Here is a 14,690-nt window from a genome sequence, read left to right on the forward strand (position 1 = left end):
AAACGGCTTAAAATCGATTTTGGGCCGTTTTCTGGAGTTTCGTCATTTTTATTGCTATAAGCAAGAGCGATTATCAATTATCAAGATCTGTTTTGCTTCGGCACCCGGGACCAAGGATGCGGCTTTTGCCACCCCCGATGGGAAGGACTTCTATCTGAGTGGGGACCCGCTCCTTCAATCCCTGCACATGGGAAATGATGCCGATGAGTTTCCCTCGCTGCTGCAGGCTGGCCAGGGTACTCAGTGCCGTATCCAGGGCATCCTCATCCAGCGTGCCGAAACCTTCATCAAGGAACAGTGAATCGACCCGGGTAGTACGGCTGGCCATCTGGGAGAGCCCCAGAGCCAGAGCCAGGCTGACAAGGAAGCTCTCTCCACCGGAAAGATTCTTGGTACTGCGCAGCTCCCCGGCCTGGTAATTGTCTCGAATATTGAGCTCCAGCGTCCCGTTGCCCACTTCCAGCAAATAACGGTCAGTCATTTTGACCAGTTGCCGGTTGGCATGGGCGACCATCAACTCAAGATTCATCTGCTGGACGATGTTCCGGAATTTTTTCCCGTCAGCGGAACCTATCAGCTCCTGCAACGCGGACCACTGTTCGAACACACGTTCCTGTTGCTCGATGCGCTCCACGAGTACGCGCTGCTCCTGCCGCAAACGCTCATTGTCCGCCAGTCGTTGCAGGCAGGAGCCCTGTTCCTGCTGCAACGCTGCCTGATGCTGTTCCAGTACTGCCAGCTCCTGCCCCAGCTCTTCCCTGTCCTTTGTCGTCAGGGCCTTCGCGGTCTCGGTGGCCAGATGTTCTCTGGCCGCCCTGCCCCGCCCTGCCAGTTCCATGCGGGCTGCGTGCAGTTCCTGTGACAGACGCTCCAGGCTTTCCCGTTCCTCTGCGGGCAGACAGGCTTGCAAAAAGCTCCGCTCATCGGCAAAGGCTTCTTGCTCCAGGCCCTGTGCAAAGGCCTGCCCGGCATGCACGCTCTGTTCGGCTATGCTGGCCAGCAAGGCATCTTTTTCTCTGATGGCGGATTCCGTCATGGTGACGACATCCGACATCCTGCTGACTGCGGCGGTCTGATCGGCAAGCCGCTGTTCATCCCGTGACACGGCCTGGGCCAGATCGGCTTCGACTTCCTCGACATCTTTTTCAGCAAACAGCGCCAGACGCTGCTCGTGCAGCTTTTTCCACTGCCCTTCCCTTTCACGGGCTTCCCGTTGCTGCGACTCCAGATGAGCCTGTTGCGATTTCACTTCCTGATCATGCTGGCCTGCCGACAGCTCGAGCTCCTGCCGCGAAGCGGTCAGGCGCGTCATCTCTGCCGTCCGGCGTTCCCATTCCGCACGGCGGGCCTTCAAGACAGACAAGATGGACAAGAGTTCGGTATCGGTTGTGCCGAGACCGTAGGCAGCCAGCATCGTATCAAGCGTCTGTTTCCCCTGCTCTTCCTCTTGTTGCAATTGCCCGGCTTCCTGCCGTACTCGCTGCTGTTCGGCAGTGGCCATGTCCAGCTCATGCTTGAGCCGTTCGACGGCCTGATCCAGCATCGTCTTTTGTTCCTGCAGACGGGGAAGATTGCTCTCCAGCATCTGGCAGGCCTTTTCGAGCTTGTCTGCTGTGGAGATCCGCTGATAGAGCTCCCGAAGGAATTCGTCCATCCTGCTCTGCTGTTCCCGCACGAACGTGACGGCATTTTCCGGAGATTCCCGCAGCAGGGAAGGCAACCCGGCCTTCTCTGCCAGCTGGGCAAGATAATTCTGCGCTTCCTGGAGCTTGTCCTGAAGCGACCGGGCATCCTCCATTCCAACGAGCAGACTTTGCTCCAGGCCCGTCAACCGTTCCCGCAAGGCGGCACACTGCTGATCCGTCACCGTGAAGCGCCGGCGAACATCTTCCACCTGTTGCCAGTTGTCGGAAGCCGGCAGGCCCTGCAGGAGGTAGGGGTGTTCCAGAGAGCCGCACAGCGGGCAGGCATGTCCTTCCTCAAGAGAAGCACGATGCTGTTCCAGGCTGGCGATACGCAGGGCCAGCATACGTTCACGTTCCAGGCTCGCCAGCGAGATCTCCAATGCATCCCGCAGAGCTTGCTGCTGTTCTAGAAGAGCCTTGCTTTGCTGGTGCTGTTCCTGCCACTGCTGCAACTTCTGCCGCCAGCGCCGCACCTCGGTATGGTACAGGAAAACATCCTTCAGAGATTTTTCAACAGCTTGTAACAGCAGGATCTTTTTCTGGATACCGTTGTATTCCTCCTGCCACTGGAGCAGGGAACGGCCCTCCAGAAGTTTTTCTTTTTCTTCAAGCAATTGCTGCCGCCGGCTCTCTAGCTGCGCCAGTTCGGCAGCGGCGATTTCCTGACGCCGGAGACGTTCCGCCAGCCGGGCTTTTCCATTCTCCAGCTGCTGGCTGATCTGTTGCAGGGCCATATTCCGTTGCTGCTGCTTCTGCTCAAGGTCATGCACCCGCTGGATACCGGCCTCGATGCCGCTCAGCTGCTCTACCAGTCCGGCATCTGCCGCATGGCTCCCCAGCCAGTTCTCCACGGCGGCCTGCTCCCGGAGGAGGTCGTCGAGAGCCTGCCGCCGACTGTCGCGACGGGCCTTCAAGGAGGCAAGGGCCTGCTCCTGCTGGCGCACTTCCAGCAGGACGCGGCGCACTTCCTTTTCCGAGCTTTCCAGCTGGATGTCGAGGGCCCGGACCTGATGCAGCAACGGCGTCTGGCGGGTCTGCTCCGCTTTGGCTTGTTCAAGCTGACGGGCGTACTCCTCCTGCTTGTGCCGGGCTTCCTGCAATTTTTCCTGCAAACGGGGCAGCTCCGTAGCGTGGCTCTGCCGCTGCTCTGTCAGCAGACTTTGCTGGTGGCGCAACTGCAGCAAGGCAGAATAGCTGCCTTCCAGCCGGGCGGCCCGCTGGGCCTGCTCCAGCCGCAAAGCCTGCGGACGGAATGCCTGTTCCCGGAGGGACAATTTTTCTTCTTCCACTTCTACCTGGGCCAGCTGGCTCCGGGCCGTATCGAGCCCCTGCAACCACTGCAAGGCTTGCTGCAGCTGCTGCGCCTGGCTCCTGGACTGACGGCCCTGCTCTTCCAGCCGGGACAGCTGCTGCCGCAGGGCCTGCTCTTCGTCCGCAGGCAGCAGGGGCTTGCCGGCCAGTTCCTTGCGCATGTCCTCCAGCAGGAGCTTTTCCTGCCGGTGCCGTTCGTGCACCAGCATGGAGATACGGCTGTATTTTTCCGTGCCGGTGATGCTTTCAAGGATGGGCGCCCGGCTATCGGCCGAAGCATCCAGAAAGGCCGAAAAACCGCCCTGCGCCAGCATCATGGAACGGGTGAAACGGTCGAAGTCCAGGCCGGTGATCTCGGTGACCACTCTGGCCATATCCCTTTTCTGGGCACAGATGATCTGGCCGCTGTCCGCATCCGCGATCTCGTGCCGTGCCGCCTGGAGCCTGCCTTCCGGGGATTTCCTGGCCCGCCGCTGGCTCCAGTGGCAACGGTAACGACGCCCGGAGGCGATCTGGAAGACCACCTCCGCCATGCATTCCCCGGTCTGGCGGGACATGATCTCGTTCTCGCTGTCGCTCAGGGTCTTGAGCCGCGGCGTCCGCCCGTACAGGGCCAGACAGATGGCGTCCAGGATGGTCGTTTTGCCGGCACCCGTGGAGCCGGTGATGGCAAAGATACCGGCGGATACGAAATCCGGCCTGGTGAGGTCTATCTCCCAGATGCCGGTCAGGGAATTGAGGTTCTGGAAACGTATGTTCTGGATACGCATGGCGGCCCCTATTCGGCGTTACTGTCGGTTTCGTGCATGGCGGTGAGGATCTCGCCGTACAGGCGCATGAGCAAGTCGGCCTGGGAGCCTTCTATCTTCCGGGCTGCAAGGCAGCGCGAAAAAACTTCCGTCTCGCTCAGCTCTTCAAGGTTCCTGCCCGTATCGTCCAGGCTTGGCTGGTTGTCCAGCAGACGTGCATTGCGGATCTTCAGGACGCGCAGCCCGCTCCCGGCCACAGCCGTCTCTACCTGCTGGCGCAGGCTGCTCTCAAGATCATCGCCGGTATAGACCACTTCCAGCCAGGCGGAGCTGTTGCTGTCCCGTAGTGTTGCCAGGCGGCCGAGTATCTCGCACATGGAGCCGCTCACGCGCTCCAGCTTTTGAAATTCCGGCACAGGCAGCAGCTCCACACGGGCCGAGCGCCCGGTAAAATCTACCAGGCAGACGCTTTTGGGCTGCGAGGCCTCACCAAAGCCCATGGGCAGGGGCGAGCCGCTGTAGCGCATATGCTCCATGCCTCCTACCCGCTGCGGCACATGCAGATGGCCCAGAGCCAGATAATCGATGCACGGCGGGAAGATGGACGCCGGGACATGCGCCAGCGAGCCCACATAGAGGTCACGCACGCCATCGCCATCAACGGTCTGGCCTCCGGCAGTGAACAGATGGCCCATACAGAGCAGGGGGACGTCAGGTGCCAGGCGGTCCCGCAGCGCCGCCGCCTCTTCCAGAACCTGCGCGTAGTGCCGGCGGATGGCTTCCTGCATCTTGCTTTCCTTGTCGCCGCTGCTCTCCCCTTCTTCCACCAGACGCATGTCGGCATCACGCAGGAAGGGAACGGCACAGACGATGAGCGCGACCTTGCCCTGGGCATCGCGCAGGACTTTGATCTCTTCCGCGGGATCTTCGGGCAGGTTGCCCACCACATGGACATCCAGCACCTGCAGGATCTCGCGCGAAGCCCCCAGCATGGAGGGCGAATCATGGTTGCCGGCAGTGATGACCACATGTCGGCAGGAGGAAAGATAGACCTGCCGCAAAAAATCATAATACAGGCGCTGGGCCCTGTTGCTGGGCGTGCCGCTATCGAAGATGTCCCCGGAAACGACCAGGACATCCACTTCTTTTTCCTGCAAAGTACGGGCAAGCCAGTCCAGAAAAGCCGAAAATTCCTCGTAGCGTTTCTGGCCGAAAAGCGAGCGGCCAAGATGCCAGTCCGATGTATGAAGTACGCGCATGAGATGAAGGCCGGTTTGATGCCGGATACGGCAGTGGAGAAAAAATGACCGCCATGCGGCGGGTCTTTTTCAGTTATAAGGCCGAAAAAAAGGCCTGTGAAGGCCCGGTAATGAAGAAAAAACATAGAAGAAACGCCCTGCTTGCGCAGGGCGTCCTCGTTAGTAAGCGCTGATGTATTCGTCCAGGCTGCCGGCGGAACAGTTCCGGCTCACCCAGAAAGCGGATGCCCAGACCATAAGGGCCGTCGCCTGGGTGTCGTCCAGACTTTTGAGCTTGCTTTCCAGGCTGGAGCGGCTGGCGCCATGCCGGGTGTGCAGGTTGTTCAGCTCACAGGCATCACTGACCCGCAGCAGCAGATAGGACAAACGCGTGTGGTCAGGCAGCAGGCGCGTATCCTTGTGCGCTTCCACGATGGTCTTGAGTTCGCCTGCGGTGAACATCTGCTTGATGTTGGCCATGGCGCGGAAAAACGTATCCACGGCCCAAGGCAGGATGAATTCAGCTCCGGCGCTCTTGGTACGAAAGTAATCCTTGAGCCAGCGTTCCTGCTCGTCGTTGATACGTGCTGCTACCTGTGGCATGGGGCCCCCGTAGGCGTCTGCGACGCCATTTTCCTGCGTTGTTTACAGGAAGCCTACCGCAGGCCCCGTCAAAGTTCAAGACATTTTCTAGAAAATGTCTTGCATTCCGTACAGGCGTCCCGGCTGCTGTCCGCACAGCCAGGCAGCGGCCCGCAGGGCTCCCTGGGCGAAGGTCTCGCGCGAGTGGGCCTGATGCGTCACTTCGATGCGCTCGCCGGGGCCCATGAAGTAGACCGTGTGAACACCGACCACATCCCCGCCGCGAATGGCCTGGATGCCGATCTGCGCCTTGGGACGCTCACCGATGATGCCGTCACGGGCGGAACAGCGGACGTCGTCCAGATCCCAGCCCCGGGCTTCGGCCAGGCATTCGCCCAGACGCAGGGCCGTACCGCTGGGGGAATCCTTTTTACGGTTATGGTGCAGCTCCACCATCTCGATATCGTACTTTTCCCCGAGGGCGCGGGTCAGTTCGGGCAGGACCTTGAGCAGCACATTGACGCCGATGCTCATATTGGGCGCCCAGAACATGCGGCAGCTTTCGGCCAGCTTCGCCAGTTCCTGCTTTTGTTCATTGGTGAAGCCGGTGGTGCCGATCACATGAGCGGCACCGAACTTGGCCACACTGCGGGCCGTGGCCAGACTGACCTCGGGAGCGGTGAAATCGACGACGACAGCTTTGCCGTCCAGACTTTGCAGCAGCTCTTCCACATTCTGGCTCACCGGGCACGACAACGCGGCCAGACCGGCAGCAAATTCGCTGCGTTCCACCACGCCCGCAAGCGTGAAGGCGGGGTCTTCCTGCACCAGCGTGCAGATGGTCCGGCCCATACGGCCATTGGCACCCATGACGATGATCGGCGTGCTCATTGCTTCACCTGTCCTGTTCTGTTGAAAGTTATGCGTCCATCCTGTCAGCGAGCAGATTCAAGAAAGCTGCTTCATCAAGGACGGTGATCCCCAGGCTTTGGGCTTTTTCCAGTTTGCTGCCCGGATTTTCGCCCACCACAAGGATATCTAGTTTTTTGCTCACACTGCCCAGCACTACGGCGCCGGCCGTCTCGGCCAGCTGTTTGGCCTTGCCCCGCGCCATGGAAAGGGTGCCGGTGAAGAGGATGTTCTTCCCCTGCAAGGGACCACCCTCCCCGACTGCCTCGGCAGGCTCTGCCGCAGCCACGGGCCACAGGTCTGCCTCACGCAATCCGGCCAGCATATGCTGGTTGGCCGGGCTTTCAAAAAAGCTGCGGATGGAGCTGGCCACCTCGGGCCCCACATCCGGCAGCTCCAGCAGGCGCTGGGTATCGGCGGCCGCCAGGGCATCCATATCGTGAAAATGCGCCGCCAGCATGCGGGCGGTCTGCTCGCCCACATGGCGGATGCCCAGGGCACTGATGAGGCGGGCCAGCGTGGCATTGTGGCGGGCATCATCAAAAGCGTCTACAATCTTGCGGGCCAGCACGTCGCCCATACGGTCGAAGGGCAGCAGATCCTGCACCGTGAGCCGGAACAGCTGTTCCGGGCTGGTGACATGCCCGCTGCTGACCAGCTGCTCTATCCATTTCTGTCCCACGCCCTGCACATCCAGACCGGCCTTGGACACGAAGTGACAGATGGAGCGCAAGCGCACCGCCGGACAGGAGATATTGCCGCAACGCCAAGCCGCTTCACCGGGTTCCCGGTGGGCCGGCTCGCCGCAGACGGGGCAGATATGCGGGAATTCGAACGGCCTTGCACCCGAGGGGCGTTCCTCCAGCACCGGGCCCACCACTTCGGGGATGACATCACCTGCCCGCTGCACGATGACCGTATCCCCTACCCGTACGTCCTTGGCCAGAATCTCGTCTTCATTATGCAGAGTGGCGCGGGTGACCATGACTCCGCCCACGGCCACCGGCTCCAGCTGAGCCACAGGGGTCAGGACACCGGTACGCCCCACCTGGATCTCGATACCGGTCAGACGGGTATGCACCTGCATGGCCGGGAATTTGAAAGCGATGGCGAAACGCGGCGCGCGGGCCGTGAAGCCCAGGGCCTCCTGCGCTTCCAGATCGTCCTGCTTGGCCACGGCACCGTCGATCTCCATGGGAAAATCCGCCCTGCCCTGACGCACGCTTTCCACATAGGCTTCCACAGCGGCCGGATCGGCGCAGAGTTTGCCGTCGGGCGGCGTCAAAAAACCGTAGTCACGCAGCCGGGTCGCCAGTTCGTGCTGGAAATGACAGGGGGCCGCCTGTCCCCAGCGGGCCTCGCCCAGGCTGTAGGCCAAAAAGCGCAGGGGCATCTGCTGGGTGTTGGCGACATCCAGCTGGCGCAGGGCACCGGCAGCGGCATTGCGCGGATTGGCCAAGAGCTTTTGGCCCAGGGATTCCCGGCGCTCGTTGATGGCGGCAAAATCCTTTTTGTAGATGACCACCTCGCCGCGCACCTCCAGCCGTTCCGGGAAGGGACCGGCCCCGCGCAGCCGCAGGGGGACCGTACGGATGGTACGCACGGCCTCGGTAACCACTTCACCATCTTCCCCGTCGCCGCGGGTCAGCGCCTGTTGCAGGACGCCATCTTCATAGATAATCTCCAGGGCAAGACCATCCAGTTTGGGGTCACACCAGAAGGCCAGCGGCGCTTCGGGCAGGGCGCGCTGCATGCGGGCCACGAATTCCTGCCACTCCTCGGGGGAAAAGACGTTGTCCAGACCGTACATGCGCTGACGGTGGCGCTGCTTGGGCAGACCGCCCAGCAAACCGCCCCCCACGCGCAGCGTGGGCGAATGGGGACTGCGCCATTGCGGATGGTCTTCCTCCAGCGCCTTCAGCTCCCGGAACAGGGCATCGTACTGGTCGTCGCTGATGACCGGCTTGTCCAGCGTATGATACAGATAATTGTGGTGCTCCAGGATGGTCGTCAGCCAGGCCATCCGCTCCTGGGGCCTGTCCTTTGGCGGTTCGGGCAGGCTCAAAGGATCCACAGGCGCCGGGGCTGCGGCTGCGGCGGAAGGCGCGACGATTTTTTCCGCAGCCTTTTTCTCGGCCCGCTTTTGGGGGGCGGGCGCGGCAGGGGCACCGAAAAGGGAAAGCTGTTCTGGACTCATGATCACTCCGGCAGGGCGATAAGGCGTTCACGCAGGGCCCGGATACGGTCCCGCAGGGCGGCGGCACGTTCGAACTCCAGTTCCCGGGCCGCCTCGCGCATCTCTTTTTCCAGACGCTGGACCAGCGCCGCGGTATCTTCGGCAGTCAGGGGCACGGCATTGTCCTGACGGGACGCACGCCCCCTGCTCTTGCCCCGGGATGAAGAACTGGTATCCACATACAGGGCATCCAGCGGAGATTCAAGACTTTTTCGGGTACTCCGCGGCGTGATGCCGTGCTCCGTGTTATAGGCCGTCTGCTTGGCCCGGCGCCGTTCGGTCTCGTCCATGGCAGCACGCATGGAGGCCGTGACCGTATCGGCATACAGGATGACATGCCCGTGGACGTTGCGCGCCGCACGGCCAAAGGTCTGGATGAGCGATCCGGTGGAACGCAGAAAGCCTTCCTTGTCGGCATCGAGGATGCACACCAGCGAGACCTCGGGGATGTCCAGACCTTCGCGCAGCAGGTTGATACCCACCAGCACGTCGAACTCCCCTTGTCGCAGGGCCCTGATGATCTGCAAACGCTCCAGGGTGTCGATATCCGAATGCAGATAGCGGGCATTGACGCCCATATTGCAGCAATACTCGGTCAGGTCCTCGGCCATGCGCTTGGTAAGGGTGGTCACCAGCACCCGCTCCCCGCGCCGGATGCGTTCCCGGCATTCTCCCAGCAGGTCTTCCATCTGTCCCTTGGTGGGGCGCACCTCCACTTCCGGATCCACCAGCCCCGTGGGCCGGATGATCTGCTCAGAAATGATGCCTTGGGACTGGTCCATCTCGTATTTGCCCGGTGTGGCCGAAACGTAGACCACCTGATGCAGCAGGGAGCGGAACTCGTCGAACTGCAGGGGACGGTTGTCCAGGGCCGAGGGCAGGCGGAAGCCGTAGTCCACAAGGGTCTGCTTGCGCGAGCGGTCGCCCTTGAACATGCCGCCCACCTGCGGCACGGTGATGTGGGACTCGTCCACGAACAGGATGAAATCCTCGGGGAAATAGTTGAGCAGGCAGGAAGGCGGTTCCCCGGCCTTGCGGCCGTCCAGATGGCGGGAATAATTTTCGATGCCGTTGCAGTAGCCAAGCTCCTCGATCATCTCCAGATCAAGCTGGGTCCGCTGCTCCAGACGCTGCGCCTCCACCAGGCGCCCGCTGGCCTTGAAGGCCGTCAGCCGTTCCAGCAGCTCCTGCCGGATGTCGGCCGTGGTCCGTTTGAGGTTGTCCTGGGCGGAAACGAAGTGACTGGCCGGATAGATGACGGTCTTGCCCACTTCCGCCAGCACGTCCCCGGTCAGGGGGTCCACCTCGCGCATGGAGTCGATGTCATCCCCAAAAAATTCGATGCGCAGGGCCCGCTCGTGATGGTAAGCGGGGATGATCTCCAGCACGTCCCCGCGCACACGGAAGGTCCCGCGATGGAAGTCATAGTCGTTACGCTCGTACTGGACTTCCACAAGACGGGTGATGAGGGCATCCATGGACATATGCTGCCCCACTTCCACCGGGATGATCATGCGGGCGTAGAATTCGGGGGAGCCCAGGCCGTAGATGCAGGAGACCGAAGCCACGATGATCACGTCGCGCCGTGTCAGCAGGGCATGGGTCGCGGCATGGCGCAATTTGTCGATATTGTCGTTGATGGACGAATCTTTCTCGATGTAGGTGTCCGAGGCGGGCACATAGGCTTCCGGCTGGTAGTAGTCGTAATAACTGACGAAATACTCCACAGCGTTCTGCGGGAAAAATTCGCGGAACTCGTTGTAGAGCTGGGCGGCCAGCGTCTTGTTGGGGGCCAGCACCAGCGCCGGGCGTCCGCAGCGGGCAATGACATTGGCCATGGTGAAGGTCTTGCCGGAGCCGGTCACGCCCAGCAGGATCTGTTCCGGCACGCCGGCTTCCAGATTGGCCACCAGGGAATCGATGGCCTCCGGCTGGTCACCTGTGGGGACATAGGCGCTATGGAGCTTGAAAGGAGACTGGTTCATCATCGCTCGTCGGGAAGCCAGCCCAGGGCAGCATCATGGCGAAAAGACATCCGCCACGGCTGCCACGGCAGCTGGGAGACAGGTTCAGGATCAGGGACGGGCACAGCCTGCCGCAGGAGCGCCAGGAATTCCTTGCGGGGGATCTCCCGCGCGCCCATGGCCAGCATGTGGGGCGTGGCCTGCTGACAATCCAGCAGGAGGAAATCCCGTTCGCGCAGGAACGCCACCAGGCCCGCAAGGGCCGCCCGCGAAGCTTCGGGACAGAGGTGGAACATGGATTCCCCGAAAAAGGCCCGCCCCAGGGCCACACCGTACAGGCCGCCCAGCAGCTCCCCATCCCGCCAGGCTTCCACGGAATGGGCATAGCCCAGGGCGTGCAGGCGCTCATAGGCCGCTATCATCTCGGGCAGTATCCATGTCCCTTCACTGTCGCGACGGGGCGCCGCGCAGGCCCGGATGACGCGGGAAAAGGCCGTATCCATGCGAAGCTCGAACGGATGGTTGCGCAAGGCCCGGGCACTGCGGCGCGGCAGATGGAAGGCATCCGGCGGCAGCACGCAACGGGGATCAGGACACCACCACAGCAGGGGCATGTCCTCACCGTACCAGGGAAAGATGCCCCGGCTGTAGGCTGCCAGCAGACGTGCCGGCAGCAGATCGCCACCGGCACACAATATCCCTTCCGCGGTGCAGCATCCCGGCGAGGGGAACTGCGCCGCATACAGGGCTATCTGCTTACGCATCGTTGCGGCTGTCATCCCCCTCCTCCGCTTCCGCGCCCTGTGCAGGGGCCGCGTCAGGGAACTGGAGTACGAGTTCATTGTCCTTGACCCCCAGGCGGACGAGCCCGCCGTGGCGCAGACGGCCGAAGAGCAGCTCACCGGCCAGGGCGTCTTCCACCCGGCTGCGCAGCAAACGCCGCAGCGGACGCGCGCCCATGGCGGGATCATAGCCCTTTTCCGCCAGCCAGGCACGGGCACGGGGCGTAGAGGCCAGCGTGACCTGCTGTTCCGCAAGGCTGTTCCCGATCTCACGCAGGAACTTGTCCACGATACGCTGCATCATGGCAGGCGTGAGGGCCCGGAACGGGATCATGGCATCGAGACGGTTGCGGAATTCGGGCGTGAACAACCGTTCCACAGCCCCCAGGGCCTTGCGGGCCGCATCTTCGGGCGCGGCCTTGCCAAAGCCTATGCTGGCCTTGGACATCTCGAACGTCCCGGCATTGGAAGTCATGATGAGCACCGTGTGGGAAAAGTCCGTCTTGCGGCCGGAATTGTCCGTCAGGGTACCGTAGTCCATGACCTGCAGCAGGATGTTGAAGATGTCGGGATGGGCCTTTTCTATCTCGTCCAGCAGGACCACGGAATACGGGGCCTTGCGCACGGCCTCGGTCAGCAGGCCGCCCTGGTCGAAGCCCACATAGCCTGGCGGCGAACCGATGAGGCGCGAGACCGTGTGCGGTTCCATGTATTCGCTCATGTCATAGCGCAGGAACTCCACGCCCATGGTCTGGGCCAGCCCGCGGGCCAGCTCCGTCTTGCCCACGCCGGTGGGGCCATAGAAAAGGAAGGCGCCCGTGGGCCGCTGACGCTGCCCCAGGCCCGCACGCGAACGCAGGATGGCGCGCACGGTCTGCTCCACGGCTTCTTCCTGCCCAAAGACGATCTGCTTGAGGTTCTTTTCCAGATTGGCCAGGCGGTTCCGCTCCTGCCCCGAGACCGTCCTCACGGGCACGCCGGCCATACGGGCCACGATGCGTTCCACGTCGGACACCGTGACGGCGGCCGTCCGCTTTTCATCCTTGCGGCGCAGGTCCACGGCGGCCCCCACTTCGTCCATCACGTCGATGGCCTTGTCAGGCTGCAGACGGTCACGGACATAACGGTTGGAAAGGTCCACGATGCTGCGCAGCACGGTCTCGCTGTAGCGCACGCGGTGATGGCCCGCGTAATGGGACTGCAAGCCGCTGAGGATGGCAAAGCAATCCTCGGCATTGGGTTCCCCCACGTCGATGCGCTGGAAGCGCCGCGTCAGGGCCCGGTCTTTTTCCAGGTGGTTGCGGAACTCCTCATGGGTGGTGGAGCCGATGCAGCGCAGCTCCCCGCTGGCCAGTACGGGCTTGAGCAGGTTGGAGGCGTCCATGGAACCGCCGGAAGTGGCCCCGGCGCCCACGATGGTGTGGATCTCGTCGATGAAGACCACGGCATCCGGGATGTTCTTGAGCTCTTCCACGATGGCCTTGAGGCGGCTTTCGAATTCGCCGCGATAGCGGGTACCGGCCAGAATCAGGCCCATATCGAGGGCGTAGATCTTGACGTCCTTGAACTTTTTGGGGACCTGCCCCTGGGCGATGCGCAGGGCCAGACCTTCGGCCAGAGCTGTCTTGCCCACGCCGGGATCGCCCACGAACAGGGGATTGTTCTTGCGGCGGCGGCACAGGACCTCGATGGCTCTGTCCAGTTCTTCCTGACGGCCCACCAGGGGGTCGATCTTGCCGTCACGAGCACGGGCGGTGAGCTCGGTGGCGTACTTTTCCAGAACGTTCTCCCCGGCTTCGCCTCCTTCCTTCTCCCTGGCGGCATCGGGGGACACGCCCCGGGATCCGCCTCCTTCCGGCATACCGTGCGAGATGAAGGTCAGCGCGTCCAGACGATCCACTCCCTGACGCGTCAGGAAGTAGTGGGCATAGCTGTCCTCTTCATCCAGGATGGCCACGAACAGGTCGCCCAGTTCCACCTGGCTCCGTCCCGAAGCGTGGATATGGCCCAGGGCCCGTTCGAGCACCCGCTGCACGCCGGCGGTCTGATGGACTTCGTGCTCACCCTGATCCGGCAGCACCTGCATCTCGTTACGGAAAAAGCCTTCCAGCTGTTCGCGCAACACCGCCACACTGGCCCCGCTGCCTTCCAGCAGCAGACGGCCGGGGGCCACGGTCGTCAGTGAGAACAGGATGTGCTCCACCGTCAGCAATTCATGCCTGCGGCGTTGCACTTCCTGGACGGCAACCTTCAAAACTTCCTGAACAGCAGCACTGAGCATATGATCCTCAACGATATTTTTCCATGGTGCAGCGCAAGGGGAAGCCCGCCGCGCGGGCCCGCCGCCTGACGAGCGCCACCTTTGTTTCCGCTATCTCATGCGTGTAGACGCCGCACTGGCCGATGCCCTGCTGATGGACGGCCAGCATGATGGCCGTGGCTTCTTCCGGTGTCTTGTGGAAAATGTCGCACAGGACGCCGACGACGAAATCCATGCTCGTATAATCGTCGTTGTGGAGCAGGACCACATAACGGTCCGGTTCCTTGACCTTCTTCTTGACGATGGTGGCAGTATCCGTTCCCGGCTCGTTCCAGGTTTCATCGGCCATGAGGGCTATCCTCCACGGTAGGCAGGCCCAGATCCCGGCGCCAGCGGGCCAGTTCTTCGGGCGTGAACACAAACGACAGGTCGGGCGGCAGATTATTCCGCTGCCGCCACTCCTGATGAAGATAATGATAACTTTGAGTACTAACCGGGACATCGTCAAGTCCCAGCAGAGCTTCCAGACGCAGGATCTCTTCCTCGGGCCCCTCCAGCTCCACCACGCGGGCAAAGGGGACGATATCCATGTCGATACTGGTATGCTCCAGCCTCCAGGTCTCCCGGATCTTTTCATAGCAGGCACGGACCACATAGCCCAGGCCTTCCAGGATGCTGTGCATCTGCGCGGCATCGGTGACGGGGGTCTCCCGCTCTTCACGGACCTTGAAGGCCGCATCCGGCGCGGAGACGGGCGGCAGCTTGAGGGTCAGCACGTTTTGCGCATGGTCCGGCCATTCCTGCGAGCGCAGGCGCAGCAGGTGATGCCCGGCCCGCAAGGAGCCGTCAGGCAGGTCATAGATGCGGTTCCGCTCCAGATGGACGTCACCTCCCTGCGCACCATACTGGCGCAGGCGACGGCGCAAGCTGTCGAAATCGACCTCGAGATATTTGCGTTCTATTTCAAGAGCCAT

10 protein-coding genes are annotated in these 14,690 nt (G+C 62.1%); all 10 read right to left on the reverse strand.

Annotation, left to right across the window (positions count from 1 at the left end):
* Positions 1-73: 73 nt before the first annotated feature.
* The 10 genes from ACQRCJ_RS05935 to ACQRCJ_RS05980 all read right to left on the reverse strand — a co-directional run bounded on the left by ACQRCJ_RS05935 (position 74) and on the right by ACQRCJ_RS05980 (position 14,690).
* The gene (locus ACQRCJ_RS05935) at positions 74-3,766 is read right to left on the reverse strand and encodes an SbcC/MukB-like Walker B domain-containing protein (protein WP_427799474.1); all 3,693 of its coding nucleotides are present in this window, start codon (positions 3,764-3,766) and stop codon (positions 74-76) included.
* A gap of 8 nt (positions 3,767-3,774) precedes the next feature.
* Positions 3,775-5,004 (reverse strand): exonuclease SbcCD subunit D C-terminal domain-containing protein, encoded by a 1,230-nt coding sequence (locus ACQRCJ_RS05940; RefSeq protein ID WP_337518888.1) that lies wholly within the window; start codon positions 5,002-5,004, stop codon positions 3,775-3,777.
* A 159-nt stretch (positions 5,005-5,163) separates the two neighbouring features.
* Positions 5,164-5,586, reverse strand: a complete 423-nt coding sequence (locus tag ACQRCJ_RS05945) for a hypothetical protein (protein WP_204625891.1) — start codon at positions 5,584-5,586, stop codon at positions 5,164-5,166.
* Positions 5,587-5,673: 87 nt separating this feature from the next.
* Positions 5,674-6,456 carry a 4-hydroxy-tetrahydrodipicolinate reductase gene (dapB, locus tag ACQRCJ_RS05950; protein WP_204625892.1) on the reverse strand — a complete coding sequence of 261 codons (783 nt, stop codon included), beginning with the start codon at positions 6,454-6,456 and terminating at the stop codon, positions 5,674-5,676.
* A gap of 28 nt (positions 6,457-6,484) precedes the next feature.
* Positions 6,485-8,497 carry an NAD-dependent DNA ligase LigA gene (ligA, locus tag ACQRCJ_RS05955; protein ID WP_427799478.1) on the reverse strand — a complete coding sequence of 671 codons (2,013 nt, stop codon included), beginning with the start codon at positions 8,495-8,497 and terminating at the stop codon, positions 6,485-6,487.
* A 176-nt stretch (positions 8,498-8,673) separates the two neighbouring features.
* A complete protein-coding gene (uvrB, locus tag ACQRCJ_RS05960; protein ID WP_168935732.1) occupies positions 8,674-10,695 on the reverse strand; it encodes an excinuclease ABC subunit UvrB in 2,022 nt (673 codons plus the stop codon).
* A complete protein-coding gene (gene aat, locus ACQRCJ_RS05965) occupies positions 10,695-11,438 on the reverse strand; it encodes a leucyl/phenylalanyl-tRNA--protein transferase (protein ID WP_204674091.1) in 744 nt (247 codons plus the stop codon). The genes uvrB and aat overlap by 1 nt, the downstream gene beginning before the upstream one ends.
* Complete coding sequence (gene clpA, locus ACQRCJ_RS05970) at positions 11,431-13,737, reverse strand: ATP-dependent Clp protease ATP-binding subunit ClpA (RefSeq protein WP_427799475.1); 2,307 nt, start codon at positions 13,735-13,737, stop codon at positions 11,431-11,433. The genes aat and clpA overlap by 8 nt, the downstream gene beginning before the upstream one ends.
* A 7-nt stretch (positions 13,738-13,744) precedes the next feature.
* Positions 13,745-14,065: an ATP-dependent Clp protease adapter ClpS gene (gene clpS, locus ACQRCJ_RS05975; RefSeq protein ID WP_168935730.1), complete on the reverse strand. Its 321-nt coding sequence runs from the start codon at positions 14,063-14,065 to the stop codon at positions 13,745-13,747.
* Positions 14,055-14,690 carry a class IV adenylate cyclase gene (locus tag ACQRCJ_RS05980; RefSeq protein WP_303931106.1) on the reverse strand — a complete coding sequence of 212 codons (636 nt, stop codon included), beginning with the start codon at positions 14,688-14,690 and terminating at the stop codon, positions 14,055-14,057. The genes clpS and ACQRCJ_RS05980 overlap by 11 nt, the downstream gene beginning before the upstream one ends.

The organism is Desulfovibrio sp. SGI.102 (assembly GCF_050314315.1).
Lineage (GTDB): Bacteria > Desulfobacterota > Desulfovibrionia > Desulfovibrionales > Desulfovibrionaceae > Desulfovibrio.